General features: G+C 71.4%; 19 protein-coding genes and 1 tRNA gene. 6 read left to right on the top strand and 14 right to left on the bottom strand.

Translation table 11 applies throughout. From position 1 onward, the window contains the following. Positions 1 to 4: 4 nt before the first annotated feature. The 3 genes from ASG28_RS05705 to ASG28_RS05695 all read left to right on the top strand — a co-directional run bounded on the left by ASG28_RS05705 (position 5) and on the right by ASG28_RS05695 (position 2414). Positions 5 to 1144: an SPFH domain-containing protein gene (locus ASG28_RS05705; RefSeq protein ID WP_082454409.1), complete on the top strand. Its 1140-nt coding sequence runs from the start codon at positions 5 to 7 to the stop codon at positions 1142 to 1144. Then, positions 1144 to 1932, top strand: a complete 789-nt coding sequence (locus ASG28_RS05700) for a glycerophosphodiester phosphodiesterase family protein (protein WP_055972956.1) — start codon at positions 1144 to 1146, stop codon at positions 1930 to 1932. Before ASG28_RS05705 ends, ASG28_RS05700 begins: the two co-directional genes overlap by 1 nt. A gap of 116 nt (positions 1933 to 2048) precedes the next feature. Next, a complete protein-coding gene (locus ASG28_RS05695; protein WP_043594952.1) occupies positions 2049 to 2414 on the top strand; it encodes an RNA polymerase-binding protein RbpA in 366 nt (121 codons plus the stop codon). 85 nt (positions 2415 to 2499) lie between these two features. On the opposite strand, the gene lnt is transcribed toward ASG28_RS05695, so the two are convergent. From lnt to ASG28_RS05650, 9 genes are all read right to left on the bottom strand, one after another. Further along, the gene (lnt, locus tag ASG28_RS05690; RefSeq protein ID WP_055972952.1) at positions 2500 to 4128 is read right to left on the bottom strand and encodes an apolipoprotein N-acyltransferase; all 1629 of its coding nucleotides are present in this window, start codon (positions 4126 to 4128) and stop codon (positions 2500 to 2502) included. 74 nt (positions 4129 to 4202) lie between these two features. Continuing rightward, on the bottom strand, positions 4203 to 6698 hold the full coding sequence (locus ASG28_RS05685) for a DEAD/DEAH box helicase (protein WP_055972948.1): 2496 nt from the start codon (positions 6696 to 6698) through the stop codon (positions 4203 to 4205). 4 nt (positions 6699 to 6702) lie between these two features. Further along, complete coding sequence (gene tatC, locus ASG28_RS05680; protein ID WP_055976998.1) at positions 6703 to 7458, bottom strand: twin-arginine translocase subunit TatC; 756 nt, start codon at positions 7456 to 7458, stop codon at positions 6703 to 6705. 78 nt (positions 7459 to 7536) lie between these two features. Next, positions 7537 to 7830, bottom strand: coding sequence for a twin-arginine translocase TatA/TatE family subunit (tatA, locus tag ASG28_RS05675; protein WP_055972945.1), 294 nt, complete (start codon positions 7828 to 7830; stop codon positions 7537 to 7539). A gap of 104 nt (positions 7831 to 7934) precedes the next feature. Continuing rightward, a complete protein-coding gene (locus ASG28_RS05670) occupies positions 7935 to 8927 on the bottom strand; it encodes a helix-turn-helix transcriptional regulator (protein WP_055972942.1) in 993 nt (330 codons plus the stop codon). Beyond that, positions 8920 to 9927 (bottom strand): helix-turn-helix transcriptional regulator, encoded by a 1008-nt coding sequence (locus ASG28_RS05665; protein ID WP_055972939.1) that lies wholly within the window; start codon positions 9925 to 9927, stop codon positions 8920 to 8922. The genes ASG28_RS05670 and ASG28_RS05665 overlap by 8 nt, the downstream gene beginning before the upstream one ends. Positions 9928 to 9951: 24 nt before the next feature. After that, on the bottom strand, positions 9952 to 10881 hold the full coding sequence (locus tag ASG28_RS05660; RefSeq protein WP_055972937.1) for a hypothetical protein: 930 nt from the start codon (positions 10879 to 10881) through the stop codon (positions 9952 to 9954). A gap of 105 nt (positions 10882 to 10986) precedes the next feature. Next, entirely contained in the window at positions 10987 to 12024 is a 1038-nt protein-coding gene (locus ASG28_RS05655) for a tRNA (adenine-N1)-methyltransferase (RefSeq protein WP_055972936.1), read from the bottom strand. Positions 12025 to 12091: 67 nt separating this feature from the next. Beyond that, on the bottom strand, positions 12092 to 12784 hold the full coding sequence (locus ASG28_RS05650; protein ID WP_235477583.1) for an HAD family hydrolase: 693 nt from the start codon (positions 12782 to 12784) through the stop codon (positions 12092 to 12094). A gap of 121 nt (positions 12785 to 12905) precedes the next feature. Here ASG28_RS05650 and ASG28_RS05645 point away from each other — a divergent pair, with 121 nt between their 5' ends. Next, a complete protein-coding gene (locus ASG28_RS05645; protein WP_055972930.1) occupies positions 12906 to 13817 on the top strand; it encodes a proteasome assembly chaperone family protein in 912 nt (303 codons plus the stop codon). A 57-nt stretch (positions 13818 to 13874) separates the two neighbouring features. On the opposite strand, the gene ASG28_RS05640 is transcribed toward ASG28_RS05645, so the two are convergent. From ASG28_RS05640 to ASG28_RS05620, 5 genes are all read right to left on the bottom strand, one after another. Continuing rightward, positions 13875 to 14570 carry a response regulator gene (locus ASG28_RS05640; protein WP_055972927.1) on the bottom strand — a complete coding sequence of 232 codons (696 nt, stop codon included), beginning with the start codon at positions 14568 to 14570 and terminating at the stop codon, positions 13875 to 13877. Continuing rightward, the gene (locus ASG28_RS05635) at positions 14567 to 15910 is read right to left on the bottom strand and encodes a sensor histidine kinase (protein ID WP_056051127.1); all 1344 of its coding nucleotides are present in this window, start codon (positions 15908 to 15910) and stop codon (positions 14567 to 14569) included. Before ASG28_RS05635 ends, ASG28_RS05640 begins: the two co-directional genes overlap by 4 nt. 130 nt (positions 15911 to 16040) lie before the next feature. Beyond that, positions 16041 to 17303, bottom strand: a complete 1263-nt coding sequence (gene mshC, locus ASG28_RS05630; protein ID WP_055972922.1) for a cysteine--1-D-myo-inosityl 2-amino-2-deoxy-alpha-D-glucopyranoside ligase — start codon at positions 17301 to 17303, stop codon at positions 16041 to 16043. Beyond that, the gene (locus tag ASG28_RS05625) at positions 17300 to 18142 is read right to left on the bottom strand and encodes an undecaprenyl-diphosphate phosphatase (RefSeq protein WP_055972918.1); all 843 of its coding nucleotides are present in this window, start codon (positions 18140 to 18142) and stop codon (positions 17300 to 17302) included. The genes mshC and ASG28_RS05625 overlap by 4 nt, the downstream gene beginning before the upstream one ends. 28 nt (positions 18143 to 18170) lie before the next feature. Beyond that, positions 18171 to 19499 (bottom strand): M20/M25/M40 family metallo-hydrolase, encoded by a 1329-nt coding sequence (locus ASG28_RS05620; RefSeq protein ID WP_055972915.1) that lies wholly within the window; start codon positions 19497 to 19499, stop codon positions 18171 to 18173. Positions 19500 to 19608: 109 nt separating this feature from the next. Here ASG28_RS05620 and ASG28_RS05615 point away from each other — a divergent pair. Next, positions 19609 to 19693, top strand: a tRNA-Leu gene (locus ASG28_RS05615). A gap of 168 nt (positions 19694 to 19861) precedes the next feature. Then, the gene (locus ASG28_RS05610; protein ID WP_055972912.1) at positions 19862 to 20779 is read left to right on the top strand and encodes an alpha/beta hydrolase fold domain-containing protein; all 918 of its coding nucleotides are present in this window, start codon (positions 19862 to 19864) and stop codon (positions 20777 to 20779) included. Positions 20780 to 20814 lie beyond the last annotated feature (35 nt).

Raw genomic sequence — 20814 nt, 5'->3', positions numbered from 1 at the left:
AGCCATGGACACCATCAGTGCCGGCACCGTCGTCACCATCGTGGTCGTCGCGATCGTCGTCGTGCTCGTCCTCGTCATCCTGTTCCGCTCGGTCCGCATCATCCCGCAGGCGAGTGCCGGCGTGGTCGAGCGACTGGGGCGGTACCACAAGACCCTCTCCCCCGGGCTCAACCTGCTCGTGCCGTTCATCGACCGGGTGCGGCCCCTGATCGACATGCGCGAGCAGGTCGTCTCGTTCCCCCCGCAGCCCGTCATCACCGAGGACAACCTGGTCGTCTCGATCGACACGGTCGTGTACTTCCAGGTGACCGACGCGCGCGCGGCCACCTACGAGATCGCCAACTACCTCGGGGCCGTCGAACAGCTCACGACCACCACGCTGCGCAACGTGGTCGGTGGGCTCAACCTCGAGCAGGCCCTCACCAGCCGGGACAACATCAACGGCCAGCTGCGCATCGTGCTCGACGAGGCGACCGGCAAGTGGGGCATCCGGGTCGGACGTGTCGAACTGAAGGCCATCGACCCGCCCTTGTCGATCCAGGACTCCATGGAGCAGCAGATGCGTGCCGAGCGCAGCCGGCGCGCGGCCATCCTCACCGCCGAGGGCACCAAGCAGTCGCAGATCCTCGAGGCCGAGGGGTCGCGACAGTCGTCGATCCTCAAGGCCGAGGGTGACGCCAAGGCGCAGGTGCTCCGGGCACAGGGCGAGGCCGAGGCCATCGCCACCGTCTTCAACGCCATCCACGCCGGCGACCCCGACCCGAAGCTGCTCGCCTACCAGTACCTCCAGACCCTGCCGAAGATCGCGGACGGCTCGGCCAACACCATGTGGATCATCCCCAGCGAGCTGACCGAGGCCCTCAAGGGAATCGGTCAGGGCTTCTTCGCGCCTCGCGACCCGAACGCACCCGGGTGGACCCCGACCGAGGCTCCCAAGGTCTCCGAGATGGACGTCACGCCCGACCTCGCGTCGACCGTCGACCTCGAGGCCGAACCCGACCTCGGCTTCCCGACGGTGACCACGCCCGGTGGGACGGGCACCACCACGGGGTCCGGAGGCGCGGGTGCCGCGGGCCCCGACGGTCCGGCTCCCGAGACGGGTGCCCCGGGCACCGGTCCGACCGCTCCCCCGGCGACCTCGTAGTGCCGTCCGCTCCCCCGGTCTCGGCCGGCTGGTTCGCACCGGCCGGCCCCCGGGTGCTGGCGCACCGGGGCCTCGCCGTCGATGCTCCCGAGAACACCATGCTGGCGTTCGCCCTCGCCGTGTCGGCCGGCACGACGTACGTCGAGACCGACGTGCACGCCACGCGCGACGGCATCGCGGTCATCAGCCACGATCCCGACCTGAGGCGGGTCGCGGGACGCGAGCAGCGCCTCCTCGACCTCGACCTCGCGGACGTGAAGGCGATCCGGCTCGACGGTGAGCACGAGATCCCCACCCTCGACGAGGCGCTCGACGCCTTCCCCGAGACCCGGTTCAACGTCGACCTCAAGTCCGACGAGGCCGTGGCGCCGGCCGTCCGAGCGATCGCCCGGGTCCGGGCGACGGATCGCGTCCTGGTGACCTCGTTCGACCACCGCAGGCGTCTCCGGGCGGTCCGGGCCCTGCCGGGAGTCGCGACGTCGGCCTCGTCCCGGGGCATCGTCGCGGCGATGGCGGCAGGCCTCGTGCCCCTCCCCGGGCTCAGGCGGACGCTGATGCGGCGCGCCCTCGTCGGGTGCCGGGCGGTTCAGGTCCCCGAGCGCAAGGGGCCGGTGCGCGTCGTCACTGCCGCACGCGTCGCCGAGTGGGCTGAGCTGGGTGTCGAGACGCATGTCTGGACCGTCAACGAGCCCGTCGACATGGTCCGGCTGCTCACCTTGGGCGTCCACGGGATCGTCACCGACCGTGCCGACCTGGCCCTCGACGAGGTGCGTCGGCGCGCTTCGTGACCGTCGTCGCAGGCTGCCCGGGCACTGTGAAGGGACTGTGAAATCGCACGGCTCGGAACGGTGGGGGTCCAGAACGGGTTACAACGGGTGATTGCAACGCGAGAGGAGACCACACAATGGCAGATCGCAGTTTGCGCGGAATGAGGCTCGGCAGCCAGAGCCTGCAGAGCGAAGAGGGCGTGGAGTTCTCGCCCCGCAAGAAGGCCGTCTACCAGACGACCGACGGTCAGACGTTCGACATGGTGTTCGCTGCGGACGCCGAGATCCCGGACATCTGGCAGTCCCCCAAGAGTGGCCAAGAGGGTCGTCTGCTGTCGGCCGACGGCAAGCCGGTCGAGATCGACGCCGGTGACGTGAAGGTCCCCCGCAGTCACTGGGACATGCTGCTCGAGCGTCGCAGCCGTGACGAGCTCGAGGAGCTCCTCCAAGAACGACTCGATTTCCTGCGGGCCCGCAAGGGTCAGCACAAGATCGGCGCCTGACGGCCCGCACGGCACCACCAAGACGAGAAGGCCCGACCACCGCATGGTGGTCGGGCCTTCTCTCGTGCCGGGGCGTCGCGAGACGTCAGTCGACGACGCGCCACCGCGGCAGGATCGGATCGGGTGCCTCGTCGAGCCGGCGACGACGAGCCGACCGGCGGGTACCGATGAACAGACGGGACAGCAGCAGCATCGCGAGACCGAAGAACGACACGAGCAGCTCGATCGCACGACTCGCCGCGACGGCGGGCGTCGTCCCGGTGCCGAGGTCGACCACCGCCACCATGGTGCCGGGCTCGTAGTCGGGGATGCTGGCGGTGGTCCTGCCCGAGGCGTCGATGGCCCGCGTCGAAGCGACGGTCGAGACGTTGACGAGGGGCCGGGCCGTCTCGATGGCGCGCAGGCGGGCGATCGCGAGCTGCTGCTCGTTCTCGTCCGTCTGGCCGGGACGGGTGCCGAAGTCGGCGTTGTTCGTCTGGCCGATGATGACCTGCGCACCCTCGTCCATCATGTTCGTGATGAGCTGGTCGTCGACGATGTCGAAGCAGATCGAGATGCCCGCCCGGAAGTCACCCAGGTCGAAGACCTCGTCACGCGTGCCCGGGGTGTAGTCCCGGCCGATCAGGTCGATGAGATCGGGGGCGAAGGGCCGCCAGAAATCACGGGCGGGGACGTACTCGCCGAACGGGACCGGGTGCTTCTTGTCGTACTGGTCTCGCACGCCTCCGTCGGACCAGAGGAGGGACGAGTTGTAGACGGTCTCGCCGTCGTCGCTCTCGGTGATGACTCCCGACACGAGGGGTGCGTCGTAGCCTCGGGAGATCGCATCGAAGACGTATCGGCCGGTGGCGTCGCGAGTGGGATCGCGGTCGCTGCCGCCCTCGGGCCAGACGATCATGTCGAGGGAGCGCTGGTCTTCCGGCAACTGCGCGAGCTGGGCCTGCAGGTCGCTCATCGCGAGCACCTGGGCGTTGGTCAGGTCGCCGTACTGCCGGTCGGCGAAGTAGCCCGCGTCGCCGTCACCCTGGACGGCGGCGATGGTGGCCGTGCCGGAGGAGTGCGTCGGCCAGGCGGGCACCGCGAGGGCGGCGACCACGACCGTGGCACCCGCGAGCACACGGGTCGAACCCCGGACGGTCGTCTGGAGGGCGAGCTGGATCAGCGCGGCGACGATCGCCACCATGAGGAACGACAGCCCCGAGATGCCGAGCCAGGCGACGAGGCCGGCGAACGGGCTCTCGGATTGGCTGAGCGCCACCCGACCCCAGGCGAACCCGCCGTAGGGCCAGGTGCCGGCGACGAACTCACGGAGCGTCCAGAGCCCCCCGACGACGACGGGCAGCAGGACCGTGCGGCCCAGGGTGCCGGGCCAGATGCGCGGGACCCAGCGGTACGCCAGGGTGATGAGCATCGCCCCCGCGGCGAAGAAGAGAGCCTCGAGCGTCGACAGGGCGGCCCAGGGCACGACGCCGAGGAAGAGCGTCGCCCACGAGATGTGGATCAGGTAGAAGGACAGGCCTGCCACGAGGCCGACCAGGAAGGAACCACCGAGCGACCGGCCTCGGAGGGCCAACAGGACGAAGCCGATGCCGACGAACGTCAACGGCCAGACGTCACCGTCGGGGAAACCGCCGTCGAGGACGGCGCCGGCGCCGAGCGCGACGATGAGGGCCAGCCAGAGGGGCAGTCGGACGTCGGTCGCTCGGGAAGACACCCCGCGATTCTAGGTGGCGGCGTCTGGGAGGCCGGTCGTCGCCGGTCGTCGTCAGGCCTCGGCGGGCAGAGGGCTCAGGGGCCGACCGCGGTGTAGGCCACGATGCCGCGACGGACGGCGTCGAGCGCCTGCCGTGCCGTCGGGCCGACCGGCAGGTCCCCCACGACCGACAGCTGGTCGAGCAGGTCGATCGTCTGTTTCGTCCAGCGCACGAAGTCGCCGGCTGCGAGGTCGGCGTCGTCGAGCACCGAGTCGAGTGCGGCACCTCGGGCCCAACGGTGCATCGCCAGGGCGAGACCCGGTGCGGGAGGCTGGCTGCCGGGCAGGCGGTGTTCGTGCTCGAGGTCGTCGAGCTCGGCCCAGAGCAGCTGGGTGGCGTCGAGGGCGGCACGGAACTCGCCTCGGGGCAGGAACCGCTCGGAGAGCTGGCCCTCGTCCCGCCGGGGCTCGTACACGAGCGTGGCGGCCATCGCGGCCATCGACGGCACGTCGAGCATGTTCCACAGACCGAGGCGGAGGCTCTCGGCCACGAGCAGGTCGCGATCACCGTAGATGCGGCGCAACGTGCGACCGGTCGGGGCGACGGTGACCTCGGCGTCCCGGGGGACGCGACCCGCGCCTCCGGCGTTCGTTCCCGTCGGGAGGAGGTAGCCGCGGTCGAGCAGCACGTCGGTGACGCGGTCGAAGACCTTGGCCACGGCGCCGGTCCGGCTGCGGATCTGCGCTGACAGCTGGTCGGTCTGCTTCTTGAGCTTGAACCAGCGCTCGGACCAGCGGGCGTGCTGCTCGCGATCGGGGCAGGCGTGGCAGGGATGCTGCCGGACCTGCCGTCGGAGTTCGACGATGCGTCGCTGGCGTTTGTCGCGTTCGGCCCGCGACTGGGAGTCGGCGCGAGCCGCCCCCTGCTTCTCGAGGTCGCCCACCTCGCGACGCAACATCGTGTACTCGCCGAAGTCGCCCAGGTGGCAGGCCATCGACGCGGCGTAGCCGTCGAGCGACTGCTGCTGCGACCGCACCTTGCGGGCCAGGTCGACGACCGAGCGGTCGGCCTGGAACTGGGCGAACGAGGTCTCGAGCACCTCGCGGGTGCGCGATCGACCGAACTGCTCGATGAGGTTCACGGCCATGTTGTACGTGGGCCGGAAGCTGCTGTTCATCGGATAGGTGCGCCGCGAGGCCAGCGAGGCGACGGCCTGAGGATCGAGGCCCTGCTGCCACTGGACGAGCGAGTGGCCCTCGACGTCGATGCCGCGACGGCCGGCGCGACCGGTCAGCTGGGTGTACTCGCCGGGGGTGATGGGCACCCGGGCCTCGCCGTTGAACTTCTCGAGCTTCTCGAGCACGACGGTGCGGGCCGGCATGTTGATGCCCAGTGCGAGCGTCTCGGTCGCGAACACGACCTTGACGAGCTTCTTCTGGAACAGCTCTTCGACGACCTCTTTGAACGCCGGCAACAGGCCGGCGTGGTGGGCGGCCACGCCCCGTTCGAGACCGTCGAGCCAGCGCCAGTAGCCGAGCACGGCCAGGTCTTCGTCGCGCAGGGTGCGGCAGCGGGCCTCGACGATCTCGCGGATCTCTCGACGCTGGTCGGCGGTCGTCAGACGGATGCCCGACCTCAGCACCTGGGACACGGCCTGGTCGCAGCCCACCCGACTGAAGACGAAGAAGATGGCGGGAAGCAGGTTCTGGTCGTCGAGCATCTCGACGATCTTCCAGCGGTCGAGGCGTCCGGGGCCGCCCTGCGTGGGCGGGACGACGTGGCCCCGGGGGCCTGTCCGTCCGCTGGAATGGGAGTCCCGGCGTCCGCCGCTGCGACCGCCACGCCGGCCGAGCGACGTGGCCCGGAGGAGTTCGGGGTTCACCCGGTTCGTCGCCGCCTGCCCCGAGGAGTCGAACAGGTCGAGGAACTTGCCCCCGACGAGGACGTGCTGGTCGAGGGGCACGGGGCGGTCCTCGGAGACGATGACCTCGGTGCTGCCGCGGACCGTCTGCAACCAGTCACCGAACTCTTCGGCGTTGGACACCGTCGCGCTGAGCGAGATGAGCCTGACGTCGAGGGGCAGGTGGATGATGACCTCTTCCCACACCGCGCCCCGGAACCGGTCCGCGAGGAAGTGGACCTCGTCGAGGACGACGTAACGCAGGTCGGTCAACATCTCGGACCCGGCGTAGATCATGTTGCGGAGGACCTCTGTCGTCATCACGACGATGCGCGCCCTCGAGTTGACGTTCGTGTCGCCGGTCAGCAGCCCGACCTCGGACGCGCCGTACTCGGCCACGAGCTCTTGGAACTTCTGGTTGCTCAGAGCCTTCATCGGGGCGGTGTAGAAGACCTTGGCCCGAGGGTCTTGCATGGCGAGGTGGATGGCGTACTCGGCCACCAGCGTCTTGCCGGCGCCCGTGGGAGCGGCGACGAGGACGCTGTCGCCTTCTTCGAGGGCGGCGCAGGCGGCGATCTGGAACGGGTCGAGGGTGAAGCCCAGGCGGGACCGGAAGGCCTGGAGCTTGGGGGTCTTCACGCGTGTCTTCGCCGCGGCGAAGCGCTCCGCCGGGCTGAGGTCGGGGCTCATCGGGTCACCCCGCCGCCAGCTCGGCGTCGAGGGCCGCGGCGCGCTTGGCGGCCCGGCGATCGTGCAACCAGGCCACCCCGGCCGCGAGGAAGAACAAGATGATCATCGGGATCGCCAGCAGGAACATCGAGAAGATGTCGGCTGACGGCGTCGCGATGGCGGTGAACAGGACGATGACGAGGATGGCCACGCGCCACCCCCTGACGATCGCCGCGGCCGAGACGACGCCCACGAAGTTCAGCAGCACGAGGAACACCGGCATGACGAAGGCGATGCCCACGGCGAGGACCAGCTTGAGGACGAAGTCGTAGTAGACCTTCGACTCGATGATCGTGGCGTCCTGGGTGTCGACGAAGCCGGTCATGACCTCGACGATATGGGGAAGGACGTACCAGCCCGCCAGGCAGCCGCCCAGGAAGAGAGGGATGGCGGTGCCGATGAAGCCGACCGCGTAGAGCTTCTCTTTGCGCACGAGAGCCGGGACGATGAAGGCCCAGACCTGGTAGAGCCACACGGGGCTCGAAATGACGACGCCGACGGTGACCGCGATCTGCAGCTTGAGGTCGAACGCGCCGGTGATGTTCGAATAGTTGAGGGTGGTCTCACCCGTCCGCGCCGCGGCGATGGCCTCGACCGGTGACCTCAGGGCGTCGAGGACGAAGGGCGCGAGGAACCAGCCGGCGACAGCGGCCAGGATGAGGGCCAGGGCGGAGATGAAGAGGCGCTTGCGCAGCTCGAGCAGGTGTTGGCCGAGCGACATCTTGCCGTCGCGGCCACGGCTGCGGCCTGTGCCCCTCCCCCGGGTGCTGTCGCCACGAGTCGTCGTCGTGGCCACGCGTCAGGACTTCGGCGGGACGTCGCGATTCGGCGACGAATAGCCGTCGTCGGAGCGGCGAGCGGTCGACCCGTCGGTGTACCGGGCGGTCGAGTCGTCGGAGCGACGGACCGGACGGTCGTCGAAGTCGTCGTCGACCGACGACTCTTTCTTGTCGCTGTTGACCTCGTTCTTGAAGATGCGCATCGATTGGGCGATGCTCTTCGCGAGGGCGGGGAGCTTCGGCGCACCGAAGAGGAGCAGGACGATCGCCAGGATGATGATCAGGTGCCAGCCTGACAGTGCGTTTCCGAACATGATGGGGTCTCCTTGCGGGGCAGGGTGACGATCAGTCTATCGTGCGGGGTCGGCCGCGACGGGCGCGGCGCAGACGATCCACAGCGCCGGTCGAGCCGGAGAGCCTAGGAGGCGCGGGGCGGGTCGGCGTCGTAACGCTCGATCGCCCGGCGGGCCCAGTCCGCCACGGCCGTGCGTGCCGACTCGGGCGCGACGACCTCGGGGCGCCCCGGCAGCCCTGCGACGAGACGACAGAGCGTGCCGAGGCGGTTGACGCGCAGTCGGAGTCGCACGCGGTCGTCCTCGAGGGGCTCGGGTTCGTCGGGGCCGTAGTCCGCGAGGAGTGGGGCCGCGGCCGCGTCGAGGTCGAGCACCACGACGAGGTCGTCCGGAGACCCCTCGAAGAGCGTCTCGGGCAGGGTGACGTCGTCGGCCCGGTGAGCGATCGGCGTCGAGGTGAGCGCCGGTGCGGCGATGCGGTCGAGCCGGAACGTGCGGGGGGCCTCGCGCAGGTGGTCCCAGGCCCTGAGGTACCAGTCGGCGTCGACCGACTCGACCCGAAGCGGGTCGACCCGGCGGCGTTCGGCGACGCCGCGGGTGCCGCGGTAGTCGAACTCGAGCTGGACGCCGGCTTCGACCGCCCGTCCGACGAGTCCCAGGACCTCGTTCGTCTCGGACTGGTCGACGGCGACCTGGCTCGGCTCGCTGGAGGCCCCTCGGGAGAGCTTGCTCATCAGGGTGGCGATGGCCGCGCGATCGGCGTTCTCGGGCAGCGACGACAGGTACTGCAGCCCGGCGATGAGCGCGGCGGCCTCGCGAGCCGAGAACCGCGGCGAGTCGTCGATGGCGACGAGGTTGGTCAGCACGATGACGTCGTTCTGCTCGAAGTCGTCCCAGGCGATGTCGAAGAGGTCGCCGTGCTGGTACTGGGTGGTCTCGCCGGGGATGCCCGAGACGGCGATGAGCTCGACCGCACGACGGATCTCGGCCACGCTCACGCCGAAGTGGGCGGCGGCCTCGGCCACGCTGACGCGCTCGTGGTCCATGAGCCAGGGGACGAGCGACAGCAGGAAGGCGAGTTTGTCGGCCGCGTGGAGGGCCCCCCGGGATTCAGCCACGGACGCCTCCCTCGTGGGCGGCGAGCACGTTCGCGAGGCGGTGCCGCACGAGGAGGCGCAGGCTCTCGGGCTCGACGACCGTCACCTCGGGTCCGAAGGAGGCCAGTTCGTCGGCGAGCAGGTGTTCGTCGGTCCAGTGGACGGTGAGGGTGTCGGCATCGACGCGCGTGGTGCCGCGACGTTTGCCGAGTCGGGTCTCGGCGTCGGACATCGGCTCGACGCGGAGGGTCGCGGTGCGGTCGCGCCAGACCTGCTCGAGGTCGGCCAGCGCACGGTCGGCCGTGGCGTCGTCGGGGCGCGTGAACGGGGAGGACGTCAGCTGGACGGGACCGACCACCCTCGACAGCAGGAACGTCTTGAGCGTTCCCGTGTCGACCTCGACCGCGGACACCAACCACCGACCGTGGTGCTGGACCAGGGCGGCCGGGGCGACCTCGCGTCGACGGGCGGACTCGTCGCCGGGCTTGAGGTAGTCGAACCGGACGACGACGCCGCGGTCGAGCGCGGTGCGCAGCGGCTCGAACGCCGCGTCCCGGGAGCGGAGTCGAGGCGCGTACTCGAGCTCGGGCACGCTGGCGGCGCCCCCCAGCGACCGCAGCTTGAGGAGGGCCCGGCGGGACTCGTGCGAGAGGGACCCCTCGCGCCAGACCATCGCGGCCAGGGTGAGGAGGGCGGTCTCTTCGGAGGAGAACGAGATGTCCTCAGGCAGTTCGTACGCCCCGCGAGGGATTCGGTAGCGCAGGGCCTGGTTGTTGCCCGCCGCCGAGGGGTCGTCGATCGTCTCGAGGGGGACGCCGAGTTCGCGGATGTCGTCCTTGTCCCGCTCGAACTGCCGCTCGAGAGCGGCGTTGTCGCCGGCACGTGAGTACTTCTGGCGGTAGCCCTGGACGGTCGACAGGATCTCGGTCTTGCTCAGCCCGGAATCCGTCGCGAGCAGGGCCAGCACGAGGCTGAACAGACGCTCTTCGACGGGGACGCGGGGGGTGCGGGCAGCGGGCACGGCGACCGGCTCAGCAGGGCAGCGTCATCGGATCGCCCCGAGCACGTCGAAGACGTAGACGTAGGCGGAGCCGCCGCTCTCGGCGGACGCGGGGAGCACGACCATGACCTGCGAGCCGACCTGCTGCCCCACCAGGGCCGAGCGGATGTCGTCGGGGATCTGCTCGTCGCCGAGGTCGACCGGCGTCGCCGATCCGCCGTTCGTCCAGGTCGAACCGGCGACGGTGGAGGGCTGGCTCCAGGTGACGGCCGTGAACTGCACCACGGCCGTGTCGTCGGCCGTCAGCGTCGTGCCGTGGCCCTTGCGGACGAGGTGCACGACCTCGTCGGCCGGTGCGTCGCCTGCGGGGATCGTGATGCCGGGTGCGCCGTCGGGTGCGGTGACGACGGCCGGGAGGCCGTTCGCGCCGAGCTGGAGGGCCCCGTCGGCCTTCGCGAGGAACGCCCGCTTGACGTCGACCACGGCGACGTAGGCGGCGTCGGGGTCGTCGTTCGGGGTCGCCGCGGCACCGTTGATCGATGCGGAGAGGTCGCTCGCCTTGACGGCGACCGCCACGCGCGAGCCCACCGTGGAGCACTCGAGCGCGTCGACGAGCGGGGCGAGGGTCTGGCCACCGACGGTCAACGGGACGTTCGTCGAGCCGTCGTAGCCGCTGTCCTCGAGTTCTTGCCCCGTGGAGCCGTCGAAGAGGGTGTAGTCGATGACGACCGGGGTGCCGTCGACGAGTCGCTGACCGTCGCCCTGGATGAGCGTCGAGACCTCGGTCTTCTTCGTCACGATCGGGGTCGGCACGTCGACGTCGGGCTTCGTGCCGAAGTCACCGGTCGCCGTGACGACCGAGGCGGCGTCACCCGTGGGGGGGCAGCCGGTCGAGCCGGGTCCGGCCGTGGTCGAGCAGGCCGTCATCGAGGCGAGCAGGCCGACCGTCACGACGAGGGCGGGGATCTTGCGCACGGGGACTCATTTCGTGGAGGCGACCGGGGGTCGAGTGGGGCGACCGGTCGGGTCGTTCGGATGCGGGGACAGCTTAGCGGGGGCGATCGGGTCGCCCCGTGACGGTCAGGCCGGTGTGGAACCGGTCGACGGGCCGTCGGTGGTGCCGACGTCGACGGCTCCGGTCGCCGCGATGGCGGCGTCGGCGGCCGTCCGGGCCTGGCGGGCGGTCTTGCGCAGCTTCTTGTCGCTGGCCGACCGCTCGCCGAGGGCTCCGGGGGTCCAGGCCTCGACGTCGGCGTCGCTGTAGTCGGACTTGGAGGGGCGGCGCTTGAGCTGCGGGAGCACCGCACCGGGGGCCAGTCGTCGTGCGGTGATCAGGAAGCCGGTGTGCCCGATCATCCGGTGGTCGGGGCGGACGGCGAGGCCTTCGACGTGCCAGCCGCGGACGAGGGTCTCGGACGCGTCGGGTTCGGTGAAGGACCCCGAGGCGCGCAGGGCCTCGGCCGTCCGCGAGAGCTGGGTGGCCGTGGCGACGTAGCAGATGACCAGGCCGCCCGGCTTGAGCGCGTCGGCCGTGACGTCGACGTTCTCCCACGGCGCGAGCATGTCGAGTACGACGCGGTCGACCGTCCCGTCGGGCATCGCCGCCGGGAGCTCGTCGGCCAGGTCGCCGACCGTGACCGACCAGTTCTCGGGCTCGGCGCCGAAGAAGCTCGCGACGTTGCCCTCGGCCACGTCGGCGAACTCCTGACGGCGCTCGAAGGACGCCAGGCGTCCCTCGGGGCCGACGGCGCGCAGCAGCCAGAGCGACAGCGCACCCGACCCCACTCCCGCCTCGACGACGGTCGCGCCGGGGAAGATGTCGGCGAACGCCACGATCTGTGCGGCGTCCTTCGGGTAGACGATGGCGGCGCCCCGGGGCATGGACATCACGAAGTCGCTCAGCAGCGGACGGAGCGCGAGGTACTCGTCGCCTGTCGTGCTCGGGACGACCGACCCGTCGGGCAGACCGACGACGTCGTCGTGCGCGATCATGCCGCGGTGCGTGTGGAACACGGTGCCCGGGGTCAGCACGATGGTGTTCATCTTGCCCTTGGGGCCCGTGAGCTGGACCTTGTCGCCTTCGACGAAGGGGCCGGACTGGCGGCGGAACGCGGTCATGCGGGGGTGCTGCTTTCGATCGGGTCGCACCCCGAGGGGCGCAGGAGGCGCGGCGTGCGCACCGGGGTCAGGAGTCGGAGGCCGCCTGGTCGCGGACGGCGCGCCCGGCACGGTGCAGTTCGCGGAGGTCGCCGACCGTGGTGCCGACGAGGGTGTCGCGGCGGATGTAGGGGCCGTCGTCGGCGAGCGGCGCGTGGTGCTCGACGCCGATCGCGACGGTGCCGGCGGCGACGGCCGAGGCGAGGCCGGGCGTGCTGTCCTCGATGGCGATGCAGTCGGCGGGGTCGACGCCCAGCAGCGCGGCGCCCCGGAGGTAGGCCTCGGGGTGCGGCTTGGCGTGCTCGACGTCGTCGCCGGCGACGATCGCGTCGAAGGCCTCGAACTCGATGGCGTCGACCATGAACTGGGCCATGCGACGGATCGACATGGTGACCAGGGCCGTCGGGACCCCTTCTCGGCGGAGCTCGGCGAGGAGCTCTTTCGCACCGGGACGCCAGGGGATCTCGACCGCGGCACGCTCGAGGACCGCGGTGGTCAGGCGGTCGATGATCTCGTCCTCGGACAGGTCGACGCCGTGTGACTGCAGGACGCGGGCGGACTGCCACAGGCCGCTGCCGATCATGGCGTCGCCGTCCTCACGGCTCCAGGTGCCGCCGAACGACTCGACCAGTTCGACCTGGCAGAGGAACCAGTACGGCTCGGTGTCGACGAGGGTTCCGTCCATGTCCCACAGGACGGCGGCAGGCAGGGTTTCGGTCACGGCGGACGAGTCTACCGGGCGTGACCGGCGTGGCCTCCCGGCCCGCGCCTCCTGGTGGCGGTCACGGTCTATCGTGGAGGGTCAAGCGCCGGACGCCCTTCCGGCACGGTGAGGACTCAGGTTGACGAACACGTCGGATTTCGCTGCGGGACGCCTGCTGGTGGTGGCCTTCGAGGGCTGGAACGACGCCGGTGAGGCCGCCAGCGGTGTCGCGCGCAGCCTGGTCGAGACGCTCTCGCTCGAACCGGTGGCCGAGCTCGACGGCGAACGGTACATCGACTACCAGTTCAACCGTCCGCAGGTGGGGCTCGACGACGACGGCGTGCGGACCCTCGTGTGGCCCCGCATCCAGCTGCACGCGGCCGCCGACGCCGCGACGGTCCTCCCCCGCGACCCCGCGTCGCCCGCCACCGAGGTGCTCGTGCTGCTGGGTGCCGAACCGTCGCGCAGCTGGCGGGGCTTCGCCGCCGAGATCGTCGACCTGATCGACGTGCACGACGTCACGGGCGTGGTGTTCCTCGGGGCCATGCTCGCCGACGTCCCCCACACGCGGCCCATCTCGGTCTTCGTCAGCAGCGAGAACGAGGCCGTCCGCGACGAGTACACCCTCGAGCGCAGCACCTACGAGGGGCCGGTGGGCATCTTGTCGGTCCTCGCCGACGCCGCCGAGGCCGCCGGCGTGCCGACCCTCTCGATCTGGGCCTCGGTGCCGCACTACGTCCACAACGCCCCGTCGCCCAAGGCGACGCTCGCACTCATCGAGAAGCTCGACGAGCTCTCGGGCGTGACGATCCCCCGGGGTGAGCTCGCCGCCGAGTCGACGGCCTGGGAGTCCGGCATCGACGCCCTCGCGGCCGACGACGAGGACATGGCCGGCTACATCGAACAGCTCGAGCAGGCCCGCGACACGGTGGACAGCCCCGAGGCGAGCGGGGAGGCCATCGCGCAGGAGTTCGAACGGTACCTGCGGCGGCGCGACGGCAAGGGCGGGGACGGCCGACCGGACGACCCGCGGTATCCCCCGGTCCCCTGAGTCGCCGTGCCGTGACCCCGTCGGACGGGGCTCGGTGGCCCCGGCTCGGCGCCCCCCTCAGGTGGCGGGCTCGCCCGGGACGGCGACGCCGTTCTCGTAGGCGAACACCACGGCCGCCGTCCGGTCACGGAGGCCGAGCTTGCCGAGCACGTTGGAGACGTGCGTCTTGACCGTGGCCTCGCCGAGGAACAGTCGACGGGCGATCTCGGCGTTCGAGGCACCGGAGGCGAGCCGGTCGAGGACCTCGCGTTCGCGTTCGGTGAGGGTCGCCAGGGCCGGACTGGGGACGACGACCCGTGACGTCGCCGGGTCGCCTACGGCGCGTTCGACGACGGCACGGGTGAGCTGGGGCGAGAGCAGGGCGTCGCCGCGGTGCACGACGGCGATCGCCTCGATGAGGTCCTCGGGCGTGGCCGTCTTGAGCAGGAAGCCGCTCGCCCCCGCCTGGAGGGCCCGGAAGACGTAGTCGTCTCGGCCGAACGTCGTGAGGACCAGGACCGCCGGGCCGCCCTCGGGAGACTGCGCGAGGATGCGGCGCGTCGCCTCGAGCCCGTCGAGGACGGGCATCTCGATGTCCATCACGACGACGTCGGGGCGGAGTCGCCGGACGAGGTCGACGGCCTCGAGACCGTCGCAGGCCTCGCCCACGACGCGGACGTCGGGCGCGGTGTCGAGGATGATGCGGAAACCCGTGCGGACGAGATCCTGGTCGTCGACGAGCAGGACGGTGACGGGATCGGTCGTGTCGGTCATGATCTCCCGGAGGGGTCGGTGGCGACGTGGTCGCGGGGGCGGGCGTCGGCGCAGGCGCTCACGGGCAGGACGGCGTGCACCCGGTAGCCCCCGCGCGGTCGCGGGCCGAGCTGGAGCTCACCGCCGTGCAGGTCGACCCGTTCGCGCATGCCCCGTTGGCCCAGTCCGGCGCCGGACGCCGCCGTGCCCTGTGGCGGGCCTGCCCCGGGGTAGGGCGTGGGGCCGGGACGGCCGTCGTCGACGACCTCGACCTCGACGGTGCGGTCGCCGTAGCGGAGCTGCACCTCGGCGAGCGAGGCGTTGCCGTGCTTGAGGGTGTTGGTGAGCGCCTCTTGGGTGATGCGGTAGAGCGTCACCCCGATGCTCTCGGGGACGTCGTGGGCGTCGCCGTGCACCGAGAACCGGACCTCGAGACCGAGGGCGCGCGTGTCGGCCATGAGTTCGGGCAGCGCACCGAGGCCCGCGGGGGCGGACCCGGCCTCGCCGTCACGCGACCGCAGCACGGACAGCAGGCGGTCGAGCTCGTCGATGGTCGTGCGCGCCGTGCCCTCGACGGCCGAGAGGGCGCCCCGTGCGATCTCGGGCCGGTCGAGGGTCCGCCGGGCCGCGCCCGCCTGGATGCCGATGACGGCGACGTGGTGGGCGACCACGTCGTGCAACTCGCGGGCGAGGCGCGTGCGCTCCTCGTTGATGGCCCGGTCGGCGACGAGTTCGTGTGCGGCCCGCAGTTCGACCCCCGTGCGCTCGAGCGCGTGCAGCCTGGTGGCCGACACGCGGGCCGCGCGGCCGAAGGCGATGGCCGTGACGAGGACGATGCCGTTCGACACGAGCGTGTAGGCGATCGTGGCGAGGGTCACGGGGTCGGGGGCCTCGGCGTCCGACACGTAGACCGAGCGCAGCCACACCCCGAGCCAGACGAACATGACCGCGGTCACGACGACGCTGACGACGAGCGCACGGGCGCGCCGGGCGGCCCAGGCGTTCGCGGTGAAGATGGCCACGAACTCGACGATCGACGGCGTCAGCGTGTCGGGATAGCCCCTCAGCTGGGCGGCCAGGAACACGGCCGACACGACGACGAGGACGGCCACGGGCCTCTGCCGACGGAACGCGAGCGGCGCGCAGAGGCCCACGAGCCACAGCACGCTCTCGACGATCGACGGGGAAGCCGCCCCGTCGGCGTCCGCGACGATGACGGCACTGAGCCAGAGCGTGGCGAGGCCCAGCACGGCGGTGAGGGCCGCGATCCAGAGGTCGACGCGCGTGTCGCGTCGGGTGAGTGGACGGCGGGCGTCGCTCGGCGTCGCGGCCGGGGCCGGAGCGGTGATCGACGGTTCCACGCCGACCATCGTAGGGCAGACGGCCGTGCTGATTGAGGAACACTCATGCATACGCATGGAAAACGGGGCGGGTGACCTGTTTCCCGGAGTCGCCCAGGGCGGTCGGGCGCGTGCGTGCTCCGGGACGCGCTCAGGCGCGCAGGTCGATGCCCAGCAGCGCCTGGACGGCGTCCACGTCGACCTCGGACGGGGCTGCTGCCCGGGCCACGACGGCGTCGACGCCGTCGAGGGCCGACGGCGTGTCGAGGTCGTCCGCGAGGGAGGAACGCAGGGCGACGACCAAGGGGGTGGGGGCCGTGACCGGCGCCGCGCCTCCTTCGCTCGTGGTCGCCCAGGCGACCCAGCGGCCGAGGCGCTGCTCGGCGGCGACGAGGTCGGCGTCGAACCACTCCCGGTCGGAGCGGTAGTGGTGCGCCAGGAGGGCGAGCCGCACGGCGCGAGGGTCGTGGCCCTCGGCGACGAGCTCGCTGACCTTCACGAGGTTGCCGAGCGACTTGCTCATCTTCTCGCCCTGGTACGCGACCATGCCGGTGTGCGTGTGGTGCACGGCGTAGGGGCGGCCGGTGAGGGCCGTGCCGTGCGCCGTGCTCATCTCGTGGTGCGGGAACACCAGGTCGCTGCCGCCGCCGTTCACCGTGATCGGGACGTCGAGGTGCTGTTGGGCGATCACCGTGCACTCGATGTGCCAGCCCGGACGGCCGGCCCCCAGCGTGGTCGGCCAGGACGGCTCGTCGTCACGGGCCGCGCGCCAGAGCAGCGGGTCGAGCGGGTCGCGCTTCCCGGGGCGGTCGGGGTCCCCGCCGCGCTCGGCGAAGAACCGGGCCATCGTCTCGGCGTCGTAGCGGCTCTCGAGGCCCAGGTGCCAGTCGGTGTCGCGTTCGGCGGCCCGGACGTCGAAGTACAGGTCGTCGCCCGCACCGGAGGCGTCGGTCGGCACGGGGTACGCGAGACCCCGGTCGAGGAGGCGCGCCACGGCGTCGGCGACGTCGGTCACCACCTCGGTCACCGCGACGTAGTGCGTCGGTGGCACCACGGCCAGGTGCTGCATGTCGCTGCGGAAGAGGTCGGTCTGGTCGTCGGCGAGCTCGCGCCAGTCGACGCCGGTGGCCGTCGCCCGCTCGAGCAGCGGGTCGTCGACGTCGGTCGTGTTCTGGGCGTAGACCACCTCGACCCCGGCGTCGCGCCAGACGCGCAGCAGGGTGTCGAAGGCCAGGTAGGTCGACGCGTGACCCAGGTGGGTGGCGTCGTAGGGCGTGATGCCGCACACGTACAGGCCGGCCCGCGAACCGTCGACCTCGGTCGGGTGCACCGTGCCGGTCGACGTGTCGTGGAGTGCCGGGAGGTCGCCGAGGCCGGGGAGGCGCGGGACGACGGGTTCGGCCCAGGACCTCATGCAGCCACCACGCCCGTGCCGAGCAGGACGAGCAGGACGACGCCGAGCACGATGCGGTAGGCCACGAAGGGGGCGAAGCTGCGGCGCGAGATGTAGTTCATGAAGAACGCGATGACGACGAAGCCGACGACGAAGGCGACGACCGTGGCGGCCAGGGTCTCACCCAGCGAGTAGGGCCCGGGGTCGCTGAAGCTCTGGACGAGTTCGTAGAGGCCGCTGCCGAAGACGGCGGGCACGGCCAGCAGGAACGAGAACCGCGCGGCGGCCGGCCGCGTGTAGCCGAGGGCGAGGGCCGTGGTCGTGGTGGCGCCCGACCGCGAGACGCCGGGGAAGAGCGCCAGCACCTGGGCGACGCCGACGGCGATGCCGTGGCCAAAGCGCATGTCCTCGAAGCGCTCGGTCTTCTTGCCGAGACGGTCGGCCAGGCCGAGCAGCACGCCGAACACGATCAACACGATCGCCACGATCCAGAGCGAGCGGAACACCGTGCGGATGTACTCCTGCGCGACGTAGCCCACGAGCACGATCGGGACGGTGCCGATGATCACGAGCCAGCCCATGCGGACGTCGGGGTCGGTCCGCGGGATCTTGCCGGTCACGCCGGCGAACCAGCGCGAGACGATGCGGGTGATGTCACGCCAGAAGTAGATGACGACCGCCAGTTCGGTGCCGAGCTGCGTGATGGCGGTGAAGGTGGCGCCCGGGTCGAACTCGACCGCCGCCCCGGGGTGGCTGAAGAACAGGCCGACGAGCCGCAGGTGGGCGCTCGACGAGACGGGGAGGAACTCCGTGAGGCCCTGGACGAGGCCGAGCAGGAGTGCCTGGAGGAGATGCTCCACGCGGGTGACCCTTCTGGTGCGGGGGTTGCTAGTACGTCGACAAGAGGTCCCGCAGGACGCGACTGCCAAAGGATAGTGCGTCGAGTGGCACCCGTTCGTCGACGCCGTGGAACATGGCCGGGAAGTCCATGCCCTCGTCGAGCCGGAGCGGGGCGAAGCCGTACCCGGCGATGCCGAGCAGGCTGAGGGCCTTGTTGTCGGTGCCGCCCGAGAGCAGGTACGGCAGGACGGGTGCCCCCGGGTCGTGGCGATCGAGGGTGGCGGTGATCGCGTCGACCAGGGGGCCCGAGAACGGCGTCTCGAGCCCGATGTCGGTGTGCAGGGTCTCGATCTCGACGTCGTCGCCGATCAGCGCCTGGACCTCGGCGAGCACGGCCTGTTCCTGCCCCGGCATGCATCGGATGTCGACCAGGGCCTCGGCCGTGTCGGGCACGACGTTGTGCTTGTAGCCCGCCGTCAGCATCGTGGGGTTGGTCGTCGTCCGCAGCGACCCGCGGATGAAGCCCTTGGCCGTGCCGGTACGCAGGACCAGTTCGTCGGGGGCGACCTCGTGCACGTCGACGTCGAGGATGCGGGCCACCTCGCCCAGCAGGGCGGTCGTCGTGTCGGTCAGCACGATCGGCCACTGCTGGCGGCCGAGGACGGCCACGGCCTCGGCCAGGCGCGTCACGGCGTTCGCCTCGATCATCTGGGAGCCGTGGCCGGCGGTGCCCCGTGCCCGGAGCTTGATCCAGATCAGGGCCTTCTCCCCCGTCTGCAGCAGGTACGAGCGGCGTCCGTCGATGAACGTCGAGTAACCGCCGACCTCGCTGATCGCCTCGGTGGCGCCGTCGAACAACCCGGGGTGCTCCTTGACCAGGAAGTGCGAGCCGAGGACTCCCCCGGCCTCCTCGTCGGCGAGGAACCCCAGCACCAGGTCGCGGGCCGGTCGTTCGCCCGCCCGCAGGATGTCGCCGACGGCCGTCAACATCATGGCGTCCATGTTCTTCATGTCGACGGCCCCGCGCCCCCAGAGCATGCCGCCCTGAACGACCCCGCCGAACGGATCGACCGACCAGTTCGCCGGGTCGGCCGGCACGACGTCGAGGTGGCCGTGCACCACCAGGCCGGGCTTCGCCGGCTCGGCTCCATCGACCCGGGCGATCACGCTGACCCGGCCGGGTTCGGATTCGAACAGCTGCGGCTCGAGGCCGAGCTCGCGGAGGGCCGCCTCGACGTACTCGGCCGCGTCGGCTTCTCCGTTCGACCGCCCACCGCCGTAGTTCGACGTGTCGAACCGGATGAGGTCGCGGGCGATGCGGGCCGTCTCGTCGAGTTCGGACTCGGTCGGGCCGGTGCTCGTGGGGGTCGTCGTCATGCGTCCCACGCTACCTGCCGTGCCCCTCGCCCCGACGGACGTGGCGGTGGTCACGAGGGCCCTCCGAGCCGTGCTAATCTTTCGTGTCGGCTTCGGTCGGCACCATCCAGTCCGGGTGGCGGAAATGGCAGACGCGCTAGCTTGAGGTGCTAGTGCCCGTATAGGGCGTGGGGGTTCAAGTCCCCCCTCGGACACTCGAAACATGCTCTCCCGAGAGAAGTTTCACCAGATCTGTGTTGAGACAGATGCTTGTTCGCAAGCGACGGAAGGCCCGAACACCTCAGGTGTCCGGGCCTTCCTTGGTTCCCGGGTCGGGTTCCCGGGTCGCCCGCCCTCCCCCGGCACGTGCGTAGGGTCGTGACATGTCGCTCTCGATGGCCGCCACGCGTGCCCTGCTACGCTTCCGCCCCCGCTCGACCGAGACCGAGGACTCCCTGGTGCGTTCCATCGCCCGTCAGGGCTCCGGGGCCCCGGTCACGCGGGCAGTGCGGCGGGTCGCGACCGTCGAGGAGGCGCGGGTCGGCGAGGTCCGCGTCGTCACCCTCCGGCCGCGTCGGGCCCCGAGCGGCGTGCACGTCGTCTACCTGCACGGCGGCGCCTACGTGCACCCCGTCCTGACCACGCACTGGGACCTCCTCGCCCGACTGGTCCGCGCCTCCGGGGCCGTCGTGACGGTGCCGCTCTACGGGCTCGCCCCGGCCCACGACGTGGACGAGGTGCTGCCGCTGCTGGACGCCGTCCTCGAGGACGTGCGCCGCGCCTCCCCGTCCCGGGTCGTCGTGGCCGGCGACTCGGCGGGCGGGGCGCTCGCCCTCGTCGCGGCGATGCGGGAACGCGACGCCGGTCGGCCGGTGCCGGACGCCCTCGTGCTCTTCTCGCCGTGGGTGGACGCCCTGCTCGACTCCCCCGCGGTGGACGAGGTCGCACCGCTCGACCCCATGCTGGGGCGCGACGGCCTCGTCGCGGCGGGTCGATGGTGGGCCGGCGACCGCGACCCGGCCTCGCCCGAGGTCAGTCCGGTGCGGGGCGATCTCTCGGGTCTGCCGCCCGTGTCCGCCTACGCCGGCGACCGCGACCTGCTCACGCCCGACGTGAAGCGGCTGGTCCGCGGCGTGACCGCTGCGGGTGGACGCGCCGAGTTGCGGCTCTACCGCGGAGCGTTCCACGTCTTCGTCGGCGCGCCCTGGACGCCGGAGGCGCGGCGTGCGCTCCGACACGCCGCCTCCGTCGTCCGCGGCGACGCGTCGACCGCGGGTCGGGCCGCGCCGCCCCGCGCGTAGGGTCGCAGTCGGCGCGGCCGCCGGTGCCCCGCCCC

Source organism: Frigoribacterium sp. Leaf415 (assembly GCF_001424645.1).
GTDB lineage: Bacteria > Actinomycetota > Actinomycetes > Actinomycetales > Microbacteriaceae > Frigoribacterium.
This window is presented reverse-complemented; position numbering and strand designations above follow the sequence as displayed.

Excerpts from the sequence above, each read along its gene's own strand:
- ASG28_RS05705 (WP_082454409.1), top strand. The coding sequence starts at position 5 with ATGGACACCATCAGTGCCGGCACCGTCGTCACCATCGTGGTCGTCGCG.
- ASG28_RS05695 (WP_043594952.1), top strand. The coding sequence starts at position 2,049 with ATGGCAGATCGCAGTTTGCGCGGAATGAGGCTCGGCAGCCAGAGCCTG.
- ASG28_RS05685 (WP_055972948.1), bottom strand. The coding sequence starts at position 6,698 with ATGAGCCCCGACCTCAGCCCGGCGGAGCGCTTCGCCGCGGCGAAGACA.
- tatC (WP_055976998.1), bottom strand. The coding sequence starts at position 7,458 with ATGTCGCTCGGCCAACACCTGCTCGAGCTGCGCAAGCGCCTCTTCATC.
- tatA (WP_055972945.1), bottom strand. The coding sequence starts at position 7,830 with ATGTTCGGAAACGCACTGTCAGGCTGGCACCTGATCATCATCCTGGCG.
- ASG28_RS05655 (WP_055972936.1), bottom strand. The coding sequence starts at position 12,024 with ATGACCGCGTTCCGCCGCCAGTCCGGCCCCTTCGTCGAAGGCGACAAG.
- ASG28_RS05640 (WP_055972927.1), bottom strand. The coding sequence starts at position 14,570 with ATGACCGACACGACCGATCCCGTCACCGTCCTGCTCGTCGACGACCAG.
- mshC (WP_055972922.1), bottom strand. The coding sequence starts at position 17,303 with ATGAGGTCCTGGGCCGAACCCGTCGTCCCGCGCCTCCCCGGCCTCGGC.
- ASG28_RS05620 (WP_055972915.1), bottom strand. The coding sequence starts at position 19,499 with ATGACGACGACCCCCACGAGCACCGGCCCGACCGAGTCCGAACTCGAC.
- ASG28_RS05610 (WP_055972912.1), top strand. The coding sequence starts at position 19,862 with ATGTCGCTCTCGATGGCCGCCACGCGTGCCCTGCTACGCTTCCGCCCC.